The 24,214-nt window shown below is 33.3% G+C and carries 25 protein-coding genes; 20 read left to right on the top strand and 5 right to left on the bottom strand.

The features are described 5' to 3' along the window. Nucleotides 1-52: 52 nt before the first annotated feature. On the top strand, nucleotides 53-763 hold the full coding sequence (locus AC3ASS_RS06220; RefSeq protein WP_488282654.1) for a cytochrome c biogenesis protein CcdA: 711 nt from the start codon (nucleotides 53-55) through the stop codon (nucleotides 761-763). 160 nt (nucleotides 764-923) lie between these two features. Then, nucleotides 924-1,406, top strand: coding sequence for a CcdC family protein (locus AC3ASS_RS06215; RefSeq protein ID WP_488282653.1), 483 nt, complete (start codon nucleotides 924-926; stop codon nucleotides 1,404-1,406). Between the two features lie 36 nt (nucleotides 1,407-1,442). Here the strand turns inward: AC3ASS_RS06215 and AC3ASS_RS06210 are convergent, their stop codons facing one another. After that, a complete protein-coding gene (locus AC3ASS_RS06210) occupies nucleotides 1,443-2,030 on the bottom strand; it encodes a hypothetical protein (protein ID WP_488282652.1) in 588 nt (195 codons plus the stop codon). Nucleotides 2,031-2,293: 263 nt separating this feature from the next. Then, the gene (locus AC3ASS_RS06205; RefSeq protein WP_488282651.1) at nucleotides 2,294-2,725 is read right to left on the bottom strand and encodes a DUF2621 family protein; all 432 of its coding nucleotides are present in this window, start codon (nucleotides 2,723-2,725) and stop codon (nucleotides 2,294-2,296) included. A gap of 186 nt (nucleotides 2,726-2,911) precedes the next feature. Between AC3ASS_RS06205 and AC3ASS_RS06200 the strand changes: the two genes are divergently transcribed. Next, nucleotides 2,912-2,992 (top strand): YjcZ family sporulation protein, encoded by an 81-nt coding sequence (locus AC3ASS_RS06200; protein WP_488282671.1) that lies wholly within the window; start codon nucleotides 2,912-2,914, stop codon nucleotides 2,990-2,992. Between the two features lie 74 nt (nucleotides 2,993-3,066). Here AC3ASS_RS06200 and asnB read toward each other — a convergent pair whose 3' ends face one another. Further along, the gene (gene asnB, locus AC3ASS_RS06195) at nucleotides 3,067-4,920 is read right to left on the bottom strand and encodes an asparagine synthase (glutamine-hydrolyzing) (RefSeq protein ID WP_488282650.1); all 1,854 of its coding nucleotides are present in this window, start codon (nucleotides 4,918-4,920) and stop codon (nucleotides 3,067-3,069) included. Nucleotides 4,921-5,197: 277 nt separating this feature from the next. After that, a complete protein-coding gene (locus AC3ASS_RS06190; protein ID WP_488282649.1) occupies nucleotides 5,198-5,509 on the bottom strand; it encodes a hypothetical protein in 312 nt (103 codons plus the stop codon). A gap of 187 nt (nucleotides 5,510-5,696) precedes the next feature. On the opposite strand from AC3ASS_RS06190, the gene AC3ASS_RS06185 reads away from it, so the two are divergent. The 15 genes from AC3ASS_RS06185 (at nucleotide 5,697) to AC3ASS_RS06115 (ending at nucleotide 21,637) form a co-directional block, all read left to right on the top strand. Next, on the top strand, nucleotides 5,697-6,485 hold the full coding sequence (locus AC3ASS_RS06185) for a GDSL-type esterase/lipase family protein (RefSeq protein ID WP_488282648.1): 789 nt from the start codon (nucleotides 5,697-5,699) through the stop codon (nucleotides 6,483-6,485). Then, nucleotides 6,486-7,397: an ABC transporter ATP-binding protein gene (locus AC3ASS_RS06180; RefSeq protein ID WP_488282647.1), complete on the top strand. Its 912-nt coding sequence runs from the start codon at nucleotides 6,486-6,488 to the stop codon at nucleotides 7,395-7,397. Further along, nucleotides 7,390-8,370: a DUF2705 family protein gene (locus AC3ASS_RS06175; RefSeq protein ID WP_488282646.1), complete on the top strand. Its 981-nt coding sequence runs from the start codon at nucleotides 7,390-7,392 to the stop codon at nucleotides 8,368-8,370. Before AC3ASS_RS06180 ends, AC3ASS_RS06175 begins: the two co-directional genes overlap by 8 nt. Nucleotides 8,371-8,634: 264 nt before the next feature. Next, a complete protein-coding gene (locus AC3ASS_RS06170; RefSeq protein ID WP_488282645.1) occupies nucleotides 8,635-9,660 on the top strand; it encodes an ABC transporter ATP-binding protein in 1,026 nt (341 codons plus the stop codon). Continuing rightward, nucleotides 9,614-10,624 carry an ABC transporter ATP-binding protein gene (locus AC3ASS_RS06165; protein ID WP_488282644.1) on the top strand — a complete coding sequence of 337 codons (1,011 nt, stop codon included), beginning with the start codon at nucleotides 9,614-9,616 and terminating at the stop codon, nucleotides 10,622-10,624. The genes AC3ASS_RS06170 and AC3ASS_RS06165 overlap by 47 nt, the downstream gene beginning before the upstream one ends. A 78-nt stretch (nucleotides 10,625-10,702) precedes the next feature. Continuing rightward, nucleotides 10,703-12,478, top strand: coding sequence for a peptide-binding protein (locus tag AC3ASS_RS06160; RefSeq protein ID WP_488282643.1), 1,776 nt, complete (start codon nucleotides 10,703-10,705; stop codon nucleotides 12,476-12,478). Between the two features lie 144 nt (nucleotides 12,479-12,622). Then, the gene (locus AC3ASS_RS06155) at nucleotides 12,623-13,588 is read left to right on the top strand and encodes an ABC transporter permease (protein ID WP_488282642.1); all 966 of its coding nucleotides are present in this window, start codon (nucleotides 12,623-12,625) and stop codon (nucleotides 13,586-13,588) included. A 17-nt stretch (nucleotides 13,589-13,605) separates the two neighbouring features. Then, entirely contained in the window at nucleotides 13,606-14,517 is a 912-nt protein-coding gene (gene opp4C / locus AC3ASS_RS06150; RefSeq protein WP_488282670.1) for an oligopeptide ABC transporter permease, read from the top strand. Nucleotides 14,518-14,665: 148 nt separating this feature from the next. Further along, complete coding sequence (locus AC3ASS_RS06145) at nucleotides 14,666-15,892, top strand: ATP-binding protein (protein ID WP_488282641.1); 1,227 nt, start codon at nucleotides 14,666-14,668, stop codon at nucleotides 15,890-15,892. An 11-nt stretch (nucleotides 15,893-15,903) separates the two neighbouring features. Next, nucleotides 15,904-16,476 (top strand): GNAT family N-acetyltransferase, encoded by a 573-nt coding sequence (locus AC3ASS_RS06140; RefSeq protein ID WP_488282640.1) that lies wholly within the window; start codon nucleotides 15,904-15,906, stop codon nucleotides 16,474-16,476. Between the two features lie 123 nt (nucleotides 16,477-16,599). Beyond that, a complete protein-coding gene (locus AC3ASS_RS06135; RefSeq protein ID WP_488282639.1) occupies nucleotides 16,600-16,818 on the top strand; it encodes a DUF1659 domain-containing protein in 219 nt (72 codons plus the stop codon). Between the two features lie 29 nt (nucleotides 16,819-16,847). Further along, nucleotides 16,848-17,066 (top strand): DUF2922 domain-containing protein, encoded by a 219-nt coding sequence (locus AC3ASS_RS06130; protein WP_488282638.1) that lies wholly within the window; start codon nucleotides 16,848-16,850, stop codon nucleotides 17,064-17,066. Nucleotides 17,067-17,128: 62 nt separating this feature from the next. Further along, nucleotides 17,129-17,263, top strand: coding sequence for a YvrJ family protein (locus AC3ASS_RS06125; RefSeq protein WP_488282637.1), 135 nt, complete (start codon nucleotides 17,129-17,131; stop codon nucleotides 17,261-17,263). A gap of 115 nt (nucleotides 17,264-17,378) precedes the next feature. Beyond that, nucleotides 17,379-18,521: an exonuclease SbcCD subunit D gene (locus AC3ASS_RS06120; protein WP_488282636.1), complete on the top strand. Its 1,143-nt coding sequence runs from the start codon at nucleotides 17,379-17,381 to the stop codon at nucleotides 18,519-18,521. Next, nucleotides 18,518-21,637: an AAA family ATPase gene (locus AC3ASS_RS06115; protein WP_488282635.1), complete on the top strand. Its 3,120-nt coding sequence runs from the start codon at nucleotides 18,518-18,520 to the stop codon at nucleotides 21,635-21,637. Before AC3ASS_RS06120 ends, AC3ASS_RS06115 begins: the two co-directional genes overlap by 4 nt. Nucleotides 21,638-21,746: 109 nt before the next feature. On the opposite strand, the gene AC3ASS_RS06110 is transcribed toward AC3ASS_RS06115, so the two are convergent. Next, nucleotides 21,747-22,163, bottom strand: a complete 417-nt coding sequence (locus AC3ASS_RS06110; protein ID WP_488282634.1) for a hypothetical protein — start codon at nucleotides 22,161-22,163, stop codon at nucleotides 21,747-21,749. 363 nt (nucleotides 22,164-22,526) lie between these two features. Here AC3ASS_RS06110 and AC3ASS_RS06105 point away from each other — a divergent pair, with 363 nt between their 5' ends. Both AC3ASS_RS06105 and AC3ASS_RS06100 read left to right on the top strand, forming a co-directional pair. Beyond that, entirely contained in the window at nucleotides 22,527-23,612 is a 1,086-nt protein-coding gene (locus AC3ASS_RS06105) for a PRK06851 family protein (RefSeq protein WP_488282633.1), read from the top strand. A 338-nt stretch (nucleotides 23,613-23,950) separates the two neighbouring features. Next, complete coding sequence (locus AC3ASS_RS06100; protein WP_488282632.1) at nucleotides 23,951-24,106, top strand: YjcZ family sporulation protein; 156 nt, start codon at nucleotides 23,951-23,953, stop codon at nucleotides 24,104-24,106. Nucleotides 24,107-24,214: the final 108 nt, after the last annotated feature.

The raw sequence follows: 24,214 nt of genomic DNA, 5'->3' as shown, positions 1-24,214 counted from the left end.
TTTTATGTTTCAATCTGGTAAAATGAAGTTACGATGGACAGGAGGTGTTATTATGGCATCTGATATAAATGTTTTTATTGCTTTAGGGGCAGGATTTTTAAGCTTTATATCCCCGTGTTGTTTGCCGTTATATCCAGCATTTTTATCTTATATTACAGGCATGAGTGTATCGGATTTAAAAGAAGAAAACGCCATGCTGCAAAAACGAAGCATGTTACATACGATATTTTTCATAATTGGATTTTCTATCATTTTTATCGCATTAGGTTTTGCAACATCATTCATTGGTGAATTTTTTATCGATTACGGACAGTTGATTCGACAAATCGGTGCTATTTTAATTGTCATCTTTGGTTTAATGGTATTTGGAGTATTTAAACCAGAAGTATTAATGAAGGATCGTAGAATTGAATTTAAACATCGTCCAAGCGGTTATTTTGGTTCTGTTTTAATTGGAATGGCATTCGCGGCGGGTTGGACGCCTTGTATGGGACCAATTCTGGCAGCGGTAATAACATTGGCTGCTGTTAATCCCGGTTCGGGTGTTGTTTATTTAACAGCTTATGCCATTGGATTTATCGTTCCATTCTTTGTTCTTTCATTTTTTATCGGAAAATTGAAATGGATAAAAAAACATAGTCAATTGATTGTAAAAATTGGCGGAATTCTTATGATCGTGATGGGAATCGTATTATATTTTGACTGGATGACCAAACTTATCAATTTTTTAGAGCCGATTTTCGGTGGATTTACCGGTTTTTAATATTTATGAAATAGTGTTTTCTCTTTCACCACCTATTTTTCGTAACAGTTATTTAGTCCACTTGAGAACAAGTGGATTTCTCTTTTATAGGATTATTTGCGATTTTCAAGGATTTGTATATAATAGAAAAAGACAAATTTAACAAAAAGGATGAGGAAGCGTGATTATAGCTTCAACCATTTTTGCCATATTAATGGGATTTTTAGTGATTTTTGTACGGATGAAAGCTTCTAGCCATCCCGTTACAGCCAAAAAAATAATTTTACCCCCAATATTTATGTCAACAGGAGCAGCTATGTTTCTTTTTCCAGCCTTTCGTGTTACTCCTATTGAGATATTAGAGGCTGTTTCTGTCGGACTTCTTTTTTCCATCGTTTTAATCAAAACAAGTAAATTTGAAGTTCGTGGGGAAGATATTTATTTAAAACGATCAAAAGCATTTCCGTTTATTTTAATTGGCCTATTACTGATTCGTTTAGTTTTGAAACTATTATTAAGTTCGAGCATCGACTATGGAGAGTTAACAGGAATGTTCTGGTTATTAGCTTTTGGCATGATAGTTCCGTGGCGAATCGCCATGTATATTCAATTTCGGAAACTATTGTCTCAAACAAACGGAACAATCGAACCAAATACGATTTAAATGGAAAAACCATCCGGAAAAATATTCTGGATGGTTTTATTTTTCTCTTTTATCTAAAATGACTGTTTTAACTTCTCCTCCATGATCTAACACTAATTTTTCTAGTCGATAGCGTGTAAAAAAAATATATTGGTCCCATTCAATATAAATTGGATGGTCTCCGTTTTTCGGATAAACTTTGATGGCTGCTCCCTTTTGGCTTCCGCCCTCAACAATGTGGAAGATAAACTCCATTTTTTCAATCTCAGACCATTGATACTCTTGTTTCTTCAATGAAAATAATTCTTTATTGGCAATTCTTTGATCATTAGCATAATAGTAACTGTTGTAGCTTATGAAAAAGAGTACTATGCTTATGGTCATTATAGGGAATGCCCAAAGATTTTTTCTCCTCTTTTGCTTTGTATCGATGGACAATATAATGAGCGATATTCCCAATAAAACAAAAGCTACAATCATTAAATAATACGTCTCAATGGATTGTCCTAATAAAAACGCATCTCTAGGTTTAATAAAATAATCTTTTAACGCATAACCAAAGGAAAATGAGAATACCCATGATCCAATAATAAGTACAACTCCTAGTGTTAATAATATAGATGAACTTCTTTTTAATTTATACAAGATGTTTCCCCCTAATATATCTTTCAAATGAAATCAAATCTACCAATTATTTCACTAAATCAACCATTCTTCTTAAATAATGAAACTCTTTCTTTTTTCAAATAAGTTTCCGCATAACCAATACAATCTAAAATTTGGAACTTTGAATATTATATCAAAAAAATTAAAAAAATTGAAAGATTCATAATTAAAATATTTCATAGGTGAGGAAAGTGCTATAAAAAAACAAACGGTTCATGGAACCGTTTGTTTGCTCTTAAATTTTATTGAAACAATTCCTGATAGGAGGAAAAGTCAATGTTCATATCCACTAATTTTTTCTTTAAAAATTTATAGTCTCTTTTTGGGGTTGCTAAAATATATCCTCTTATGATTAAATCGGTAGTAATCGCCTCGGCTTTTTCTTTTAGTGCTAATTCACCAATTTTCCCCGCTATTTTCTGTCGTGCTACATCTCTAAATAATTCTGGTACAGGGCTAACTAATTCTTCTAATAGTTCTTTTTCTTTTTCACCCCATAAATGTCTTGTTTCATTTACATAATATTCTTCCCAATCTAGATCACTTTTACCGTCCGCCTTAGGGAGTCGTTTTAAAAATTTGCGGAACATAAAATATCCGCCAACTGCAAACATAAATACTAATACACATACCCAAAAGATGATAAATCCCGCAAACCAACCTTCAAGCTTCATCCGTTTCACCTCAAAAATTTCAAAAAAAAATCAATCACATTTATTATATCGAACAATTGAAATAAAAGACAAGAAATCAAAAGAGGCTATTGAATGAAAATTCGTTTTTCAATCGTTTTAGTTATTCGCCCAATCAATCACATGACGATTGACATAGGCTATATCAAACCTAATGGAGGTGTAAGGATGGGGAATAAATTTGGTGGAGGTTTTTCCTTACTTGTTGTGTTATTTATTTTGTTAATCATAATAGGTTGTGTTTGTTAACACGTAAACCAATGTTCATGTATAAAAGGGTGTTTCCAATCAGAAACACCCTTTATATTTCTTTACCAAATCTATTATCCATCGATAAGCTCGATTCCGTATTCTTCAAACCAAATATGAAGTTGGACGAGATAGGCTAATAACTGAGGTCCAGTCATTAGTTGGCCAAACCAAGGTTCCTTAAAAGAGGCACCATCTGTTTCAATGATTTCTTTAAGCTTAGATTCTTTGAAAAATTCGTAAAGAACTGAATCGCGGTTTTTTAAAATTTGATTTAACAACACTTTAACTTCATGAACGTATGTTGGATTATGAGTTTTCGGATAAGGACTCTTTTTACGGTAAAGGACATCGTGAGGCAATAATCCTTCCAATGCTTTACGGAGAAGACCTTTTTCTCGATTTTCGTACATTTTCATGTCCCATGGTATATTCCATACATACTCCACGAGACGGTGATCAGCAAAAGGAACTCGAACTTCCAAACTCGCTCCCATGCTCATTCGATCTTTTCGATCTAATAACGTCGTCATAAACCAAACCATGTTTAAATAGAATAACTCTCTTCTTCGTCCCTCATTTTCATTTTCTCCATCTAATCTAGGAGTCTCCTGAACGGTTTCTCTATATTTAGACATCATATATTCGTCCATCTTTAATTTTTTCTGCCAGCTTTCCTTCAATAAATTTTTTCGTTCTTGAATCGATCTCATCCACGGAAAACCGGCTCTTTTCAAATCTTCTGGACGATGAAACCAAGGATACCCACCAAAAATTTCATCGGCACACTCACCAGAAAGAGCAACGACAAAATCTTTCCTTATTTGTTCGCAAAACCAAAGCAAAGATGAATCAATATCTGCCATACCAGGTAAATCTTTTACATGAACGGCTTCTTTTAAATAATGCGCTAACTCTTCTTGTGTAATCATATAGTTATGGTGAACGGTTTGAAATTTTTTCGTTATCAGATGGATATAAGTTGTGTCTGAATTTGGTTGAAACTCATTCGCTTGGAAAAATAGATCATTCCCCTCATAATCGATAGAGAATGTATGAAGAGGGCCTTTTCCTGTTCGTTCATATTCCATGGCAGCTATAGCAGTAATAGAACTTGAATCAACTCCGCCAGATAAAAATGTACATAACGGAACATCTGAAACTAACTGTCTTTGAACGGCATCAGTTACCAAGTGGCGAACTTTTTCAATGGTTTCTTCCAAAGAATCTATATGTTTTTCACTTTTTACATTCCAGTAGCGCCATATTTTTAACCCTTTATTAGGAGATAAAGTTAATGCATGTGCAGGCCTTAACTCTTTAATCCCTTTAAATACACCTGATCCTGGAGAACGGGATGGACCTAAAGCAAAAATTTCGTTCAATCCTTCTCGGTCAATCTGCGTCTTCACATCTGGGTGAGCTAAAATCGCTTTTAATTCAGATCCAAATATAAAACCGTTATTAATTTCTGCATAAAATAAAGGTTTGACTCCTAAACGATCTCGTCCAATAAAGAGTTGATTGTTTTTTTCATCCCACACAGCGAAGGCATAGATTCCATTTAACCATTCTACACAATTTTCTTCCCATTCGATGTATGCCTGTAAAAGAACTTCTGTATCTGAATGTCCTTGAAAAGTATATCCTTTTTTCAATAATTCTTTACGAATATCCTCTGTATTATATAGCTCTCCATTGTAACAAATGGTGTAATGATAACCATTTTTTTCTCTTGTCATCGGTTGTTTTCCACCTTCAGGATCTACGACAATCAACCGTTTATGACCAAAGCCTACATGAGTGTTGGTCCAAATTTGTGTTGCATCGGGACCGCGTTTAGATAATGTTTCTGTCATTTTATGGAGTGTTTCTTTTTCGTTATTCATATTTTTATGAAAATCTATCCAGCCGGTGATCCCACACATCCTTATCATCCTTTCTACGTTAGCCTGTATCAATTAGAGCATATAAACATTTTATGTTGGGCTAATATAATGGTTAATTGTCCTTTTTCGATAGGAAAAAAATACTTTGAAAGGTAAATCCTCTTGTAAATCTACGTCCTATTGATATTTTTCAAAAAAGAGGAAAAAAAGAATATAAGAATGGGAATCTATTAACAATAATGCATAGTGAAAAGCCAAAGGATAGGGGTTAAAATGATTTGAGGGAATAAAATCATGAAGAAGATAAGACATTGCATTAATATTTTTTATACCTAATAAACTCATAGTTTTCCGTAGGTATCGTCTGAATCACTTTCCCGTTTTCATCTTTATAAATTTCAAATTCTCGGTAGGTTTCTACTATATATCCATCAATTTCTTCCTTTTTGTCTAAACGATATTCGAGAATAGGGATGTGAGTTTTACTTTCTTCTTCGTTATCTTCAAAATTGAAATGAATGACAGGCACATCTACTGGATTATCTTCGTTAGAAAAATTGAATTCATTCAAAAATGCAATGACACTTAAAATTGTGATAAAACCAAAAAACATCAACCCATTTTTCATTTTTATTGACTCCTTTATTAGCATATCTACCGTTATAAATGTATGATGAAAGGGTTAATATTTATGACACCCCACTCTTTTGAATAGGTAAATTTCGTTTGATATGATAAACTTTACCATATATAAATTTTCGAAATGAAAGATGATATATAATTTTTCGAAATGAAAGATGGAAGGAGGGGCTATATTGAAATTTTTTACCGTCCGTATTTTCATGATTACCTCCGTTATTTCTTTATTGTTATGGATGTCAGCTTTAATTTATTTAATGTTTGACCGAACAAATGTAGAAGCGGGAGAAATTGAAGTACAAAATGATGCCACAATAGCCAAGAATGATAATGATACGATTCAAATTGTTGCGCTTGGAGACTCATTAACGAGAGGAACAGGAGATTCATTCGGAAAAGGTTATATTGGTTACTTTATTGATTTAATAAAAGAAAGAACGGATAAAGATATTAACGTTACAAATTTAGCGGTCAAAGGTTTACGATCTCCGCAATTACTAGAGTTGGTTCAACAAAAAGAAGTCCAACGTCAACTAGGACAAGCATCCATCATTATGATGACAATAGGTGGTAATGACTTATTTCAATCAGGAGAAACATTAATAGCCTATGATGAGAAAAAAGTAGAAGAAATTAAAGAACAATTTTTACATAACTTACAGTCCATTTTATCGACCATTCGCTCGGTCAATACTGAATCACCTATATATTTTATTGGTTTGTATAATCCATTTATCGATTTAGATCATGAAATAGACACAGCTAAAACTGTTCTTCAATGGAATTATGATACCGTTCAAATGCTCACAAATTTTACGAAAACTGTTTTTGTTCCTACCTATGACTTGTTTCAATTAAGGTATAATGAATTGCTTTACACTGATCATTTTCATCCTAATAACGAAGGTTATCGCTTGTTAGCTGAGCGGTTAAATGGTCTCGTTTCATTTGAGGAGAGTGACTAAATGAGTGAAACAACTTTGTTAGTAAAAGGACTTAAAAAAGTCATTGGAAGAAGGGAAATTATAAAGGGGATTGATTTTGAGTTAAAAAAAGGTGAAGTTTTTGGATTTCTCGGACCAAATGGGGCAGGGAAAACGACCACCATTCGAATGCTAGTAGGATTAATTCAACCTAGCTCTGGGGAAATCAAAATTTGTGGATATGACGTAAAGGAAAATTTCACAGAAGCAATGAAACATTTAGGCTGTATTGTCGAAAATCCGGAGCTATATCCCTTTTTAAGCGGTTGGGAAAATTTACTTCATTTTTCAAGAATGTTACCGAAAACTGATGAGAAGCGAATTAAAGAAGTAGTACAACTAGTAGGACTTCAAGAAAGAATTCATGATTTAGTAAAAACGTATTCACTTGGAATGAGACAAAGACTAGGGATTGCTCAAGCGCTTCTTGGTAAGCCAAAAGTGTTAATTTTAGATGAACCGACTAACGGACTCGACCCATCCGGGATTAGGGAAATGAGGTCCTTTATTCGATTTTTAGCAGAAAAAGAGGGATTGAGTGTATTTGTTTCAAGTCATTTATTAAGTGAAATTCAGTTACTTTGTGATCGAGTGGCGATTATTTCAAAAGGAACCATCATCCATACGGAATCGGTAAAATCACTCCTTTCGAGAAAAGAACGTGTAAAGTGGAGAGTTTCTCCTGTGGAGCCAACTATTCAGTTGTTAAATGATTTAACGGGAAATGCTGTTTTGGAAGGAGACTATATCGTAACACCATTTGATGAAAGACTAATTGGAACGTGGAATCGTAAGTTGATGGAAGAAGGGATTACGATATTTGAAATGAATCGTTTTCTCCCAACATTAGAAGATTTATTTTTAGAATTGACTGGGGGAGAAACCGTTGATTAATTTAATATCGAATGAATGGCTAAAACTTGTGAGGAAAAAAAGATTATATGTTGTCACGTTTATAATTGCTCTTTTAATTTCAATGTTTACTTATGCACAAATGAAAGAAGCAGAACAATTAAGAGAGAGATTAGGAACATCGGACTGGAGAACGACGTTGCAACAGCAAATTATTGATATCCAAAATCGCTTAAGTGGAAGTCGAATTTCAGATGAATGGAAAAAAGAATTACAAATTAGAGTCCAACAATATCAATATTATTTGGATCATAATATCAATCCTACTGAACCTGGTGCACCAACCTTTGTAAGAGAGTTTATCAATCATTCGATTCAATTATTTTTGCCATTAATGGTAATTATCGTTGCCTCCGACCTGGTATCATCTGAATATACAATAGGAACGGTAAAATTACTATTAACACGGCCAGTAAAAAGGTGGAAAATATTATTAAGTAAATACATTACACTCTTATTATCAGTATCGTGGATTATTTCTGTTTTTCTAATCTTAACTTATTTGATATCAGGAATTGTCTTTGGCTTTTCAGGTTGGAATGCACCGGTGTTGACAGGGTTTGGAGTCGATGGGAATGAGTTGGATACATCAAACGTTCATCTTGTTCCACAATGGAAATATATTTTTATGCAATTAGGACTTGCATGGTTTGTAGCGATAATTATTGGAACGATATCCTTTACGATATCTGTTTTAATAAAAAGTACCGCAGCAGGGATGGGAATCATGATTGCATTATTAATTTCCGGAACAATTTTAAGCAACATGGTTTCATCATGGGAGTCGGCAAAATATTTATTCATGGTCAATTTAGAACTTACTGACTATTTAAAAGGAGATAGTCCTCCAGTTGAGGGAATGTCACTTTCATTCTCTATGACCGTTTTATTTATTTGGGGATTTCTCTCACTAATCATTGCTTTTACATATTTTACAAGGAAAGATGTATATTAAATTCGAAAGCTTGCAAATGATTGCAAGCTTTTTTCTATGAATGAAAACTATAGTAAGAGAATACATAAATATATAGAGTATACAATCTTTTAATCATCAATGAATCATTCTTAAGTTCTGCATCGATGGAATGATTTAATAGAAACCTTTCAATAAAATTATTAAAACTTATCTTCTTTATGAATAATCTGACAGGTTGTTCATATTACATATAAAAATGGCTTTTGTATAAGAGTTGAATGATGAAAAAAGGGGGGAGGATGTTTGTCAAAAGCATTACTAGAAGTAGAAGACTTAAAAACATATTTTCACTTGGAGGATCAAAAGGTTGCAAAAGCAGTAGATGGCGTATCTTTTAAAATCTTTCCTGGGGAAACAGTCGCACTAGTTGGAGAATCTGGATGCGGAAAAAGTATGACATCGTTATCCATTATAAAACTAATCGATAAACCTGGAAAAATAGAGAACGGAAAAATTTTATTTGAAGGTAAAGATTTGGCTTCCTTATCAAATAAGGAAATGTCACAAATTCGTGGGAAAGACATTGCAATGATTTTTCAAGAACCGATGACAGCATTAAACCCAGTTTATACCATCGGGAATCAAATTATCGAAACAATCATGAAACATAAGCGCTTATCTAAACGAGAAGCATATCGACATGCTGTTCAGTTATTAAAAACAGTTGGATTTCCACGTGCGGAAGAAACGATGAAAGAATATCCTCATCAATTATCGGGTGGAATGAGACAACGCGCCATGATTGCCATTGCCATTTCTTGTGATCCGAAACTATTGATAGCGGACGAACCGACTACTGCATTGGATGTAACGATTCAAGCTCAAATATTAAATTTGCTAGACGATATGAAGAAAAGATTTCATATGTCTATTTTATTAATCACTCATGATTTAGGAATTGTCGCAGAACATGCAGATCGAGTGATGGTCATGTACGGTGGACAAATCGTTGAGGATACAACAGTAGAGGAACTTTTTGAAAATCCAAAACATCCGTATACATTCGGTTTACTCGAAAGCTTACCAAGTATTGACAAAGAAGTGAAAAGACTAGGGTCTATTAAAGGAATGGTACCACAAAGTTTCAATTACCCACCAGGTTGCCGATTCCAAGATCGTTGTTCGTCAGTAAAGGACCGATGCCGATTGAAAAATCCCGATTTAATTGATGTTTCGAATGGTCATCTTGTACGTTGTCATTTATATGAAAGGAGTCAAGGTAATGAAAACACAAGAAGTACAACATCTGTCCACACAGATTTCCAATGATTCGATATTAGAGGCAAAACATATAAAAAAATATTTTCCGATAAAAGGTGGGATTTTTAAACGGACGGTTGGTCACATAAAAGCTGTCGATGACGTCAGTTTAACGGTTTTTCGTGGAGAAACATTAGGAATTGTTGGGGAATCTGGTTCAGGTAAATCTACATTTGGAAGGGTATTGTTGAAATTAATTAATCCTACGGATGGACAAATTCGTTTTGAAAATAAAGATATAACCAAATTAAATAACCGCCAAATGCGCCCAATCCGAAAAGATATGCAAATGGTCTTTCAAGATCCATATGCATCATTAAATTCAAAAATGAGTGTAGAAGAACTTATCGAAGAGCCATTGATTGTACAAACGAATATGTCAAAAAAAGAGCGAAAACAGAAGGTAAATGAGATGCTCGAGAAAGTGGGGCTAAGGAGCAGTGACCGATTAAAATATCCCCATGAATTTTCTGGTGGTCAAAGACAACGGATTAGCATTGCAAGAGCTCTCGTATTAAATCCGAAATTTGTCATTTGTGATGAACCAGTTTCCGCACTAGATGTCTCCATCCAAGCACAAGTGTTAAATTTAATGGCTGATTTACAAGATGATTTAGACTTAACTTATTTGTTTATTTCTCATGACTTAAGTGTGGTGAAACATATTAGTGATCGAGTAGGAGTCATGTATTTAGGCCGCATTACGGAAATAGCACCAAAAAAAGATTTATATGAAAATCCCCTACATCCTTATACAAAAGCACTTTTATCCGCAGTCCCATCGATCAATGTAAAAAAACGAAAAGAAAAAATAATTTTAAGCGGGGATTTACCTAGTCCTTCCAATCCTCCATCTGGATGTGCATTTCGAACAAGATGTCCCTATGCGAATGAACAATGTGCAGTAGTTAGGCCAGAATTAAAAGAAATTCAACCCAACCACTTTGTAGCCTGTCATTTGTATGATGAGTAAAACTTTTAAAGGAGGTGGTTCATGAAAAAGGAGGTAGAAAAATAGCTAGAAGTTAAAAAATTCAAAGGGGGAGATACGTTGAAAACTAGAAAGTTAACAATTGTGTTGCTAGTCATGATGTTGCTATTAGGGATGCTAGCTGCTTGTAGCAAAGATAGTGGAAAAAGTGACTCAGACAACAAGCAAACGAACGAAAATAATAATAATAATGAACCTCAAAAGGGTGGAACATTGGTTGGAGCGATGGATACTGCACCTGCAGGAGTCTTCAATCCTATCTTTTATACGGAAGCATATGAAGCTAATATTCTATCTTTCACTCATGAAAGTTTAGTATCACAAAATAATAAACTTGAATTTATTCCTGGTTTAGCAGAAAAATGGGAGTTTAATGATGATCAAACAGAATTGACGTTTTATTTAAGAAAAAATGTGAAATGGCATGATGGAAAACCATTTACTGCTCATGATGTTGTCTTTACTTATCAAACGATCGCAAGTCCGGGTTATATAGAAGCAGGGGGAGTACGGACGGATTATGTTGAGAAACTATTAGGTTATGAAGATTATGTATCTGGAAAAACGGATGAATTTCAAGGGGTTGTAGCAAAAGATGACCATACTGTAGTCTTTAAATTTAAAGAACCGAATGTAAAAGCTCTTGCGGATGCTAGCTTTAGCATTATTCCGAAACATAAATTTGAAGGAATGAAAATCAGTGATATTCCTGAAGCAGCCGCAACACTTAAACCAGGGGAAGTTGTTGGGACAGGTCCGTTTAAATTTACGGAAATGGTTGAAGGAGAGCAATATGTATTAGAAAAGAACCCAGATTATTGGCAAGGTGAACCATATTTAGATAAAGTTGTTTGGAAAGTAATGGATCAATCCGTTATTTTAGGTGCATTAGAAACTGGTGAAATTGATTTTGTCGCAGATCCTAATGGATTCCCAGCAGCAGATTACGAAATGGTATCACAAATGGATCATATAGAAATTATCGAACAACCAGATTTTGGGTATCAATTGATGGGCTTCATGGTGAATCATAGAACGCCAGAAGATGCTTCAAAAGGAGTTATCAAGCCTGATAATTGGGTGCCAAATGAAAAACTTAAAGATAAACGAGTTCGTCAAGCAATCGCATATGCAGTTGATCGGAAGAGTTTAATTGAGGGATTATTATTTGGAAGAGGAGAAGTTATTAACGCTCCAATTGCAACGCAATTCTGGGCATATGATGGGGAAAAACCAAATCAATATCCATTTGATCCAGAAAAAGCTAAGCAATTGCTAGACGAAGCTGGTTATAAAGATGTTGATGGAGATGGATTCCGCGAAGATCCTAACGGTGAAAAATGGGTATTAACATTAAATTATCCATTAGGAAATAAAATACGTGAACGGTCAGCTCCAATTATCGAAAAGTTTTTAGAGGATGTTGGAATTGAAATTGACTTGAAGCAGCCAATGGAATTTTCTGCATATGCAGATGCACTTGAAAAAGATAATCAAGATTGGGATCTCTACTTACTTGGTTGGAGTCTAAGCAGTACAGATCCAGATCCTAGCGGATTATGGTCTTCGAAAGCAGCCTATAACTATGGTCGTTGGTACAATCCAGAAGCTGACGCATTATTAGAAAAAGCTGTTGCCCCACCAGATGCCTTTAACCAAGATTATCGAAAACAAGTATATAGCGATTGGCAAGTGATGTTCCAAGATGATTTACCAGCATTAATTTTATATGCACAAAATAAACTGTACGCATATAATAAACGTTTACACAATGTAGATCCACTTCCTTACTCCATAATTAACAATCCACATTTATGGTGGGTTGATCAAAATTAAAACTAGATGGGTGTAAGAGCGTAAGACGAAATGTCGCGCTCTTACCATCCATTTCTTTTTTCATCTAATGACCCCGGATTAAAGACTCTCAATTTTTTTCGTTCATAATAAGGACTGGCTATGTTTAGAAGAGGAGGGGGAATTATGTATAAATACATTATTAGACGCATCCTTATTTTTATCCCAATGTTGTTCGCTCTTACTATCATTGTTTTTTCACTAATTAAAGCGGCACCAGGGGATCCTTATACTGGTCGCTTATTAGATCCAAATATAGATCCTGAAATTTTTGAGAAACAAAGAGAAGCAGCAGGGTTCAATGACCCAATATATGTACAATATTGGAATTGGTTAAAGTCAGTTTTACAAGGTGATTTTGGTGATTCAATCGTTTACAAAGGCAGAAGTGTATCAGAATTAATATTAAATAGATTAGAAAATACCATCTATTTAGGGGTATTCTCACTATTTATTACACTTATCGTTTCTATTCCAATTGGAATTTACTCAGCTAGAAAGCCTTATTCAATCCTTGACTATGGGGCAACGACGTTCAGTTTTTTAGGATTGGCTATACCGAATTTCTTTTTTGGATTAGTGGCTATTTATTTTTTTTCCTTTACATTAGGATGGTTTCCATCACAAGGGTCGATTTCATCCCCCGGTTTGGAAGGATTGGAATTATGGATAGACAGACTCTATCATCTCTTTTTACCTGGAATTACTCTCGGTTTAGCTGGAACAGCAACGTATATGAGATATATGAGGTCGGAAGTTTTAGATGTGTTAGGTCAGGATTATATCCGCACAGCAAGAGCGAAAGGGATGACAGAAAGAAATGTTTTATATAAACATACGTTAAGAAATGCACTAATCCCTATTATTACGTTAATGGGATTTGAAATTGGTTATCTATTAAGCGGCGCAGTAATTACTGAAGGAGTTTTTCAATATCCTGGACTAGGAACTTTATTTTTAAATTCTATTGGAAACCGCGATTATCCAGTTATAATGGCTATTAATCTATTATTAGGATTCTTCATTTTATTAGGGAATTTATTGGCGGATATCTTTTACTGTATCGTCGATCCAAGAATCCGATACGATTGAGGTGATCGAACATGCAAATGGAAACAAACCCGAATGAAACGATTTATGTTAACCATAAAAAGGAAATAGAAAGAGGAAAAAGTCCATTTCAACTAGCTCTTCGCCGATTTATGAAAAATAAATTGGCTGTTATTGGGCTCATTCTATTATTTTTCATTGTTGCTGCTGTAGTTTGTGCCCCATTGATAACAGATAAAGATCCAACAGAACCTAATTTATTATTAGTGGAACATCCGCCAAGTGCAGATCATCCTTTAGGAACCGATAGTTCTGGTAGAGATAATTTATCCAGACTTCTTTATGGGGGAAGAATATCGTTAATTGTAGGATTTAGTGCCATGATTTTTACATTGGTGATTGGTGTTACCTTAGGCTCCATCGCCGGGTATTATGGTGGAAAAGTTGATGCATTTATCATGCGGGTGGCAGACATGGTGTTAGTACTTCCGTTTTTAGTATTGGTGTTAACTATAGTAGCCTTGCTACAAAAAGTGACGATAACGATTTTTGTTACGATCATTGCCTTAACTTCTTGGCCGAATTTAACAAGGATTGTAAGAGGAACTTATTTATCGTTAAGGGAACAAGAATTCATTTTAGGGGCAAAAGCCATTGGGGCAAGTGATTTTCGCATTATTTTTAAACATTTGATTCCGAATGCTATTGGTCCGATTATTGTTAACGCAACGCTCATGATGGCCAGTTATATTATTATTGAATCAGGATTGAGTTTTATCGGATTTGGAATTCCTCAACCTACTCCAACTTGGGGGAATATGATTTCAGAAGCACAGAGTGTACGTATATTAAGGAATCACCCTGAAGCGTGGATACCGCCAGGTTTAGCGATATTAGTAACGGTTCTTTGTATAAATTTCATTGGAGATGGACTTAGAGATGCGTTTGATCCAAAAAGTAATAAACGTTAATACAATAGCCTACTGAAATACAGTTTCAGTAGGTAGTTTCTATTTTAAAAAAATATATTGTGATTATCTACCAATAAAGAAGGAATTTGTCACTCACTGTCGAATGATATAATTATGTTTATTTTCTAAGCTTAGGGATGATTAAATAATGCAATTTGAAACTATATTATTACAATTTTTAATCGTTTTTATACCGTATTTACTTTACCATATATTTTTCGAGCATAAGAATATCGGAAAATCTCCGTTAATGCAAGGATTTCTTCAAGGAATCGCTGTTTTTTTCTGTTTGTTATTTTCCATTCATGATTTTGATATAACATTGAATTTTAGTTTTGTTCCTCTAATTTTATCCTTTATTTATGGCGGAATAAAATCTGGGTTTGTGACGTATATCATCTTTCTCCTATTGAATATTCTTTTTGGTAGTGAATATGTATTCATAGATATAGTGATATCAACAATTACTATACTCTTTATCATTATATTTGGTAAGAACTTATGGAATAAAGAAGATAGCGAACGAATGAAAATAACTATTGGATTCGGATTTATCCATTTGATCATAACCACGACAACTTTATATTTTTTTGCCTCACTAGAATCATTCGATTATTCATATACTATTTTTGTAGTTTTTGGAATTTTATCACTATATTTAGCTATAAAACTAAATGAAAAAATCATAGAGCGAAGGAAAATAAAAAAAGAAATTACAAAAGCAGAAAAACTAAATACTATTGGTCAATTAGCTGCCTCTATCGCTCATGAAGTTCGCAATCCTTTAACGGTTGTAAATGGTTTTTTACAAATCATGAACAAAGATGAATCAACAAAAAATAAAGAATATATTCAACTCATTTTAAATGAATTAAAACGTGCAGAGTTGATTATCAATGACTATTTAAATTTTGCTAAGCCTCAGTTAGAAAAAGTTGAAAGGATCGACATATCTAAAGTATTACAAGAAGTTTCAACCGTTCTTTCTGCCTATGCAATAAAAAATGGAGTCGAATTAATTCATCATGTTGAACCTTCTATTTTTATTAATACAGACCGCAATCAATTAAAACAAGTATTTGTAAATATTATTAAAAATGCGATAGAAGCAACACCTAATGGGGGATTGGTACAAGTAAATTTAAAAAAAGAAAATCAAAATGCTGTCATTACTGTTATTGATAATGGAAGGGGGATGAGTAAAGAAGAGTTAGATCAACTTGGCAATCTTTTTTTTACAACAAAGGAATTTGGTACTGGTCTAGGAATTTCGGTTGCCCAAAATATCATAAAAAAAATGAATGGACGAATGATTTATACAAGTAAGCTAGGAGAAGGAACAACTGTACATATTACGATTCCAATTAAAAGTTAGGTGGTAATTAAATGGAGATTGAAGTTATTTATAAAGATTTTCCTACCATTGAGACAGACCGATTATTTATTCGTAAATTAACAATGGAAGATGCAGAAGATATGTTTGATTATGCGTCAAATGATGAAGTTACTAAATATGTCTCATGGGATACACATCGAACGATTAAAGATACGAAAAATTTTTTATCTTATGTCATGGATCAATATAGTCAAGCTAAAGTTGCTCCGCTTGGTGTTGAATTAAAAGAAACAGGTAAATTAATTGGAACTGTCGATTTTGTATGGTGGAAACCAGATCATCGAACGGCTGAGATTGGTTATGTCATTTCTCATCGTTATTGGGGAAAGGGCATATGTACAGAGGCAGCAAAAGCACTTATCGATTTTGGATTTAATCAAATGAATTTAGTAAGAATCCAAGCTCGTTGTTTTGTGGAAAATATAGCTTCAGCAAAAGTTATGGAAAAGTGTGGAATGAAATATGAAGGGACATTAAGAAAAGATTTATTCTCAAAAGGAAAACATTGGGATATTAAAATGTATTCGATTTTGAGGGATGAATATTTTTACAGTAATCGATAGACTCAAAGTCTTCCAATGTTGATTAGTTAATATTTGAATTTACGGACACCCATTAAAAAATTTTTTTAGTGGTGTCCTTTTTTTTATTTCCTCTTTATATAGTGGATGAAAGGGGGGATAAAGATGGCAATTGCATCAATAAAAGAGTCACGTCTACGTTTAACTTATCAAGTAGGAACAGATGAGACGGGAAATCCAATTTACCGTGTAAAGACCTACAATAATGTAAAACCAAATGCCCAAGCAGATCAATTACTTCTAGCTTCAAAAGCCATTTCATCTTTAGCAAATGCACCATTAATGACAGTCGAACGAAATGATATTGTGGAAATCACAGAATAATTTTGAACAAGTGAAGGGAGTGTTTTTCATTGGCAAAAACATTAGAATTAGTGTTTCAAACAGAAACCGGTAATTTAGCACGAATGTCCATTGATGAACCTAAGGAACCTGTTGATATTGAGCAAGTGAAAAAAGTGATGGAAGATATTATTTCAACAAATGTCTTTCATACGAATAATGGCAACTATGTTTTACCTCATCAAGCCCGTTTAATAGAAAGAAATGTTACTGAATATGAAGTTTTATAATTAAAAGCCGGACTGTGTGTCCGGCTTTCTTGCCAATAATTTTACGATGAGAGGTGTTATTCATGCAAGAATGGATGTCTTTTATTCGTGATGTAGGGTTTCCTATTGTGGTGACAATGATATTATTATATCGAATCGAAGCAAAACTAGATGTAGTAGTAAAAGCCATTGAAAATTTACCAAATCAGTTAAGATGATTCCCGTTGAAAGAACGGGAACTTTTTATGTTATTGAAATGGAATAATCATAGAAAATAGAAAGGCATTTTGATAGAATAAAAGGAACAGATGTTCGAAACGGAGGGTTCATTTGATGAAGTTTATACATACCGCCGATTGGCATTTAGGAAAATTAGTTCATGGAATATATATGACAGAAGACCAACGATTTGCTCTCCAACAGTTTATCAATATAGTGGAAGAAGAAAAACCAGATGCTGTTGTTATTGCAGGGGATTTATATGATCGAGCGGTGCCTCCAACAGAAGCGGTAGAGTTATTAAATGATGTTTTATTTCAAATAAATGTAGAATTAAAAATCCCTGTGATTGCCATAGCAGGAAATCATGATAGTTCCGAAAGATTATCCTTTGGTTCATCTTGGTATAAAAAGAGTCAATTTTATTTAGAAGGAAAACTATCAAAAGATTGTCATCCGGTCGTTGTAAATGGTGTTAATTTTTATTTAATTCCATATGCTGAACCGGGAACAGTTCGACAACTTTTAGAAAATGAGTCCATTCATACACATGAGGATGCGATGCGAGCAATCGTACATGAGATTGAAAAAACATTAGATCCTAATGTGCCAAATGTTTTTGTTGGACATGCTTTCGTGTCGGGAGGTAAAACAACGGACTCTGAGCGTTCATTATCTGTAGGTGGTTCAGGTGTTGTTCCAATGGATGTATTTGCGCCCTTCACATATACAGCATTAGGACATTTACATAGCCCAGATGCCATTCATCACACTTCCATTAAATATTCAGGATCTTTATTAAAGTACTCATTTAGTGAATCGCAACAAAGAAAATCCATTCTTGTTGTAGATATTGATCAAAATGGAAATATTTCTACACGAGAAAGATTTTTTCAACCGAAGAGGGATGTCAGAGAAATTGAAGGATATTTGGAAGAAATATTAGATCCTTCATTCTACCAAAATCAAAATATTGAAGATTATTTAAAAGTAACATTATTGGACGAAGGGGCATTAATTGATCCTATTGCAAAATTACGTCAAGTATATCCGAATATATTGCATTTAGAAAGAAAGTTGGATCTCATTGACTCGAAAGAAAAAACAATCATTCATGGAATCAATAAATCTAAAAAAAGTGAACTAGAACTTTTTGAAATGTTTTATCAAGAAATGACGACCTCAGAGTTTACAGATAAGAAAAAGGAAATTATGATGGCAACCATTGATAAAGTTCGAAAGGAGGATAACAATTGAGACCTCTCCTATTATCGATGCAAGCGTTTGGACCGTATGCAGAAAAAGAAATCATTGATTTTAGAAGATTGGAAAATCGGACAATGTTTGTCATTTCCGGAAAAACTGGTGCTGGTAAGACTACAATATTTGACGGAATTACTTTTGCCATTTTTGGAAAAGCTAGCGGGGAAGATCGGAATGGTGCAGATTTACGTAGTCAATTCGCTCCAGATCATTTATTAACGGAAGTGTCCTTATTATTTACAATAAGAAACAAACAATATTATGTCGTACGATCCCCTCAACAAGAAAAGAAAAAAGACCGAGGAGAAGGATTTACGACGATTAATGCGAAAGCAGAGCTCTATTTCGTCAAAAATAACGGTGAAAAAGAATTGATCGCTGCTAACGTTCGAGAAGTTGACGAGAAAATGAAAGAGATTATCCAGTTGGATGTGAATCAATTTCGTCAAATTTTAATGATCCCACAAGGAGAATTTAGAAAGCTTCTCGTTTCTGACAGTAAAGATAAAGAAGTTATCCTTCAACGATTATTTAATACTACTATTTATAAAAAAATTGAAGAAAAACTAAAAGAAGATGCAACAGTTTTAAAAAGGAAAGTAGAAGAAGAAAAAATTCAACGAGATAATCTATTTCACCAAATTGAGGCAATCCACCATGAAGAATTGAAACAACTCCTAGATTCTGATGAAAAAAACGAAACATTAATTGTCGAGTGGACATATCATGAAATCCATGCGATGAAACAACAGCTATTAAAATTAAAAGAGGAAATTAAAACATTAGAGAATGAAAAAAATGATACGTATTCAAAATACATAGAAGCAAAAAATATATTAGAACAACTTTATAAACTAGAAGAATTAAATAAACAAATGGGTGAATTGGAAAAGCAAAAAAACATTCTAAACCAAAAAGAATCGGAAGTTCAATTCGCAATGAAAGCGAATGAAATCCATCATCAAGAACAGTTGTGTCAAAGATTGAAAAATCAATGGATGTCATTAGAAGAAAAATTAAATCGGTTAAAACATGAATTAAACACAAAAAGAACAGAAATGGAAGAAAAAGAGAAGAAATTAATAGAAGAAGAAGAAAAAGAATCCGTTCGAATAAAAGCGCAAGAAAAAATTCAAAAGTTAAAACAATTGCGAGACGATGTTTATTCTTTTGATACCCATTATCAAAATTGGTTGAATTGGAAAAACGAATTAGAAACAATCTCTCAACAATTAAACGTTAAAACAGTAGAGAAATCCAAACTTGAGGAACTCATATACAATTACAAAGAAAAAATATCTACGTTAGAAGATGCAAAATATAAATCTTTAGAATATCGGACAAAGATCGAAAAAGTGAAAGAGAAATTAATGCAAGTGGAACAGCTGCATAAAGTAACAATGGAAATAAATGAATTAAATAAGGAATTAGAGATTCAACAGCTAATGTTGGAAAAAACATCTCTTCGTATTAAAGATGCAAAGGAAATGTATCAACTGTTAGAGAGAAAATGGAGAGAAAATCAAGCACATATACTTGCTCAATCGTTGGAGGACGGTCATCCTTGTCCAGTATGCGGTTCCACAGACCATCCAAGAAAAGCGGGAAGTTCTGAAGGGGCTCCAACCATAGAGGAACTAGATCAAGCGAAAGCAGATATTGATCAATTTCAAGAAGAAAAAGCGAAATATGAAGAACAATATTATAAGGTTAAATCTATTTATGATAGTAAAATATCAAAACAATCTGATCTTCTTTCTCAAATAGAATTAGAATCCGTACAATCTTTATCACTTGTCAGGAATAATCTGAAAGAAGAAGAGCAATTATTAGAAAAACTTATCGATGAAGAAGCTAGGAAAACAAAAGAGTTTGAGTTGCTCTTGCAAAGGATAGAAAAGGCAGAAAAACAATTATTTGAACTAAATCAAGTCATCCAATCTTTGAATGAAGAAAAACGTGGAATAGAGAATAAATATATTGAAATTAATGTACTAATTGAACAATTAATGAAAAAAATACCTGCTTCTTTGAGAAATAAAAACGTATTTGAAGCTGAATATAACAAAGCTGAAAAAGAATATGAGCAATTGTTGAAAGCTTTGGAAGAAAGGAAAAAACAACTTCAACAAGTAAGAGAAGAATTTTCTTCATTACAAGGTCAATTGAAGGAATCTACGGAAGCTATACAATTGATTAAAATCGAATTAACGAAAGAGAGAACAACATTTAAGAAGATGTTAGAAGAAAAAGGATTTCAAAATTATCAAGCATATGAACAAGCAAAAAGAACTGATCAACAAATTCAAGAACTTCAACAATGGATCCAAAATTATCGAGAAACGTATCGCTCAACAAAGGATCAGTTAGAACAATTATTAAGTATATTAAAGAACGTTGAAAAACCGGATATAGCGGCTATAGAAGCCCAATTGCAAACACTAAATTCAAAGATTGAACATTTACAAAATGAATCAACTACTTGTTCGATCAAATTAAGAAAAAATGAAGAGTTAGTTAATTCCATTGAACAATTCAATGAATCAATTAAACAATTAGAAGAACAATACCAAGTGATTGGACATTTATCTGATATTGCAAGAGGACAAAATGTCCAAAAAATCACTTTTGAACGATATGTTTTAGCCTCATTTCTAGAAGAAATTTTACACATTGCGAATATACGATTATCAAAAATGACGAATGGGCGCTATCGTTTATTAAGACGGAAAAATCGTTCAAAAGGAAATATACAAAGCGGCTTAGAGCTTCATGTTTTTGATCAATATACTGGTCAGGAACGACATGTAAAAACATTGTCTGGTGGAGAAAGCTTTAAAGCATCATTAGCATTAGCTCTTGGCTTATCTGAAGTTGTACAGCAATACGCTGGAGGAGTATCGTTAGAAACGATGTTTATTGATGAAGGATTTGGGACACTAGACCCAGAGTCTTTAGATTCAGCGGTTGAATCATTAATTGAAATACAAGGAAACGGTAGATTAGTTGGTATTATCTCGCACGTCCCGGAATTAAAAGAAAGAATTGGAGCACATTTAGAAGTAACTGCTACACAAACAGGTAGTAAAACAGAATTTGTCTTTATGTAAAAAACAACTAGAGCCTCCTAAAATCTCGGGAGGCTCTTATTGTCTATTTTTAAACAAATGTTTAAAAAATAGTGAATAAATTTCAAAGTTTAATTCATTTAAAATTTACTCAAAGAATTCCTAAAATCGTTAATAATTCACTCGTAGATGAGAGACGCTTAATCCCAAATTCCGATTGAAAATAAACAATGTCACCAATTAAATGAATATTAATAATGAATCCATCCACATCTAAGTAAGCGACCTGATTTGATGTCTCTAAATGATCAACATCAACAGACTGGTTATTAATCATATCCAAGATGAATTCAATACTATATGAATCATCAATTTCTTTATAATCATTCTCATATTTTTCATCATACACAAGAATTTGGTTTGGGGTTTCTTCAACCCATGTGGTTGACGTAACAGTATTCATAGGTTGATCTACTGATCTTTCTTTATCATTTAATAGATTATAACTGTATAAAGATATTAGTATAATAAAAATAAAACTTATGGAAAACCATCTTTGGTTCGTCATTGTACACCTCAAGCATTTATAAGCATTATCATCATCAAACATTAATATTATAATTTTTTTTTAGATTGAAATAAAGAGTTTAAATTTTAGGATAAAGGACTTTGAATAAATAAAAATAAATCATAAATTCTATTTACTTTACTTAATTGAAAAATATATTAAATAGGATTATTTTCATGATAGACGATTTATCAATGTTTAATATATTAATAATACTCCTATAAAAGGAAGTTGTTTAGTACATACTATTCCCAATGCTTGGACAATATTTTTACTAATAGGCAAACACCTATTATGCACATCTGCATATAGTATTATGTGAATGTAGAAATTTCGAAAACCGGCGAAAGGGGAGAAAATCAATTGGGAAAAGTAATCAATTATTTTGCCGGAGGGAATACAGCGAAAGGGTTTTATTCTTTATTTGATTCAAATATCGAAGACTTAAATCATTTGTATATTTTAAAAGGTGGACCGGGGACGGGAAAATCGACGATGATGAAATGGATAGGGAAATATTGGGAAGATCAAGGATTGGATGTCGAATATATCCATTGTGCATCGGACAATGATTCCATAGATGGAGTGATTATTAGAGAAATTAGTGCGGGAATCGTAGATGGTACTCATCCGCATATTATTGAACCAAAATTTCCTGGACTAACTGGCCATTACGTGAATCTCTTAGAAGCAGTTGATTCGAAAAAGCTATGGAAACATAAAGATGAAATTCAAACACTCACAAAGGAAATTTCAAATTCGTATAAAAAAGTTTACGAAGTTTTCTCTCAAGGATTAAAAGAACATGATGAATTAGAAAAGTTTTATATCCAATCCATAAAGAAAGACAAAGCAGAACAATTGACGCAAAAAGTCATCGATAACTTTTTTGGAAATTCGGTCTTAAATAAAATTCCTATTGTTCGACATCGTTTCTTAGGTGCGGCAACCCCAAAAGGACCGGTTGACTTTATTCAAAATTTAACTGAACATATAGAAAAACGTTATTTTATAAAAGGAAGACCTGGTTCAGGAAAATCAACGATGCTAAAGCGATTGGCTAAAAGTGCTGAGGAAAGAGGATTTGACGTTGAAATTTATCATTGTGGATTTGATCCAAATAGTTTAGATATGGTTATTATCCCTGAAAAAGGAATTGCTATATTTGACAGTACAGCTCCACATGAACATTTTCCTACAAGAGATTCAGACGAAGTCATAGATTTATATGAACTCATTATTGAGCAGGGGACGGACGAAAAATTTGCGGAAGGAATACAAAAAGCAAGAGAAAAATATTCAGCAAAAATGCTTGAAGGAACAAGCTGCTTAGCAGAAACAAAAAAATTAAGGAATAAATTAGAAAATATTTATATCCAAGCCACCGATTTTTCCGTTATTGAGAAGATAAGAAATCACTTGTTAAAAAAATTTATCGAACTTGCGTAATTATAACGAATATGAAGAAATAATGGACATTTCTCTTTAGAGATGTCCTTATTTTTATAATCAAGCCAGTGAAATGACAAATGAAAAATTTCACTGGCCTTTTCATTGATAAGGTAGTTTCTGTTCAAAAGCTTTAGAGTTTGTGGTATTCTCTAACCTCATCGCATATAATGGTTTCTTTTTCTAACTTTCTTGCCAAGACATCAATTATTTACGGGGGGAATGGCTTGTTTATTGATTAGACGTAATTTATGTTGATTTGGTTTCATCTGAAAAATTTTTATAAATCATGATAGATGACCGATACATTTTGTCGCTTCGTACATATTTTACAATAGATGATATTTGGAGGTGTGAACATGAGCTGGGGTTATGGAAGATGTGGATACGGAGGATATGGATATGGCTATGGATTCGGAGGAAATTCCTTCGTTCTCATTGTCGTATTATTTATCCTCTTAATTATTGTTGGAGCCAGTTTCTCCTACTCATAACAAATAAGAAAAATAAAATCCAAAAAAGAACGGGGCTGTCCGATAAGTCCCTAATAATGAAGCAAGTGGAGAAAAACGACTCGTTTTTCTCCACTTGCTTTTGTATTT

The organism is Bacillus sp. JST-5 (genome assembly GCF_057747715.1).
This window is presented reverse-complemented; position numbering and strand designations above follow the sequence as displayed.

What these genes read in the sequence shown, in the direction of transcription:
- AC3ASS_RS06220 (WP_488282654.1), top strand. Translation starts at nt 53, where the DNA reads ATGGCATCTGATATAAATGTTTTTATTGCTTTAGGGGCAGGATTTTTA.
- AC3ASS_RS06205 (WP_488282651.1), bottom strand. Translation starts at nt 2,725, where the DNA reads ATGAAGCTTGAAGGTTGGTTTGCGGGATTTATCATCTTTTGGGTATGT.
- AC3ASS_RS06200 (WP_488282671.1), top strand. Translation starts at nt 2,912, where the DNA reads ATGGGGAATAAATTTGGTGGAGGTTTTTCCTTACTTGTTGTGTTATTT.
- asnB (WP_488282650.1), bottom strand. Translation starts at nt 4,920, where the DNA reads ATGTGTGGGATCACCGGCTGGATAGATTTTCATAAAAATATGAATAAC.
- AC3ASS_RS06190 (WP_488282649.1), bottom strand. Translation starts at nt 5,509, where the DNA reads ATGAAAAATGGGTTGATGTTTTTTGGTTTTATCACAATTTTAAGTGTC.
- AC3ASS_RS06180 (WP_488282647.1), top strand. Translation starts at nt 6,486, where the DNA reads ATGAGTGAAACAACTTTGTTAGTAAAAGGACTTAAAAAAGTCATTGGA.
- AC3ASS_RS06165 (WP_488282644.1), top strand. Translation starts at nt 9,614, where the DNA reads ATGAAAACACAAGAAGTACAACATCTGTCCACACAGATTTCCAATGAT.
- AC3ASS_RS06155 (WP_488282642.1), top strand. Translation starts at nt 12,623, where the DNA reads ATGTATAAATACATTATTAGACGCATCCTTATTTTTATCCCAATGTTG.
- opp4C (WP_488282670.1), top strand. Translation starts at nt 13,606, where the DNA reads ATGGAAACAAACCCGAATGAAACGATTTATGTTAACCATAAAAAGGAA.
- AC3ASS_RS06145 (WP_488282641.1), top strand. Translation starts at nt 14,666, where the DNA reads ATGCAATTTGAAACTATATTATTACAATTTTTAATCGTTTTTATACCG.
- AC3ASS_RS06140 (WP_488282640.1), top strand. Translation starts at nt 15,904, where the DNA reads ATGGAGATTGAAGTTATTTATAAAGATTTTCCTACCATTGAGACAGAC.
- AC3ASS_RS06135 (WP_488282639.1), top strand. Translation starts at nt 16,600, where the DNA reads ATGGCAATTGCATCAATAAAAGAGTCACGTCTACGTTTAACTTATCAA.
- AC3ASS_RS06125 (WP_488282637.1), top strand. Translation starts at nt 17,129, where the DNA reads ATGCAAGAATGGATGTCTTTTATTCGTGATGTAGGGTTTCCTATTGTG.
- AC3ASS_RS06120 (WP_488282636.1), top strand. Translation starts at nt 17,379, where the DNA reads ATGAAGTTTATACATACCGCCGATTGGCATTTAGGAAAATTAGTTCAT.
- AC3ASS_RS06110 (WP_488282634.1), bottom strand. Translation starts at nt 22,163, where the DNA reads ATGACGAACCAAAGATGGTTTTCCATAAGTTTTATTTTTATTATACTA.
- AC3ASS_RS06100 (WP_488282632.1), top strand. Translation starts at nt 23,951, where the DNA reads ATGATATTTGGAGGTGTGAACATGAGCTGGGGTTATGGAAGATGTGGA.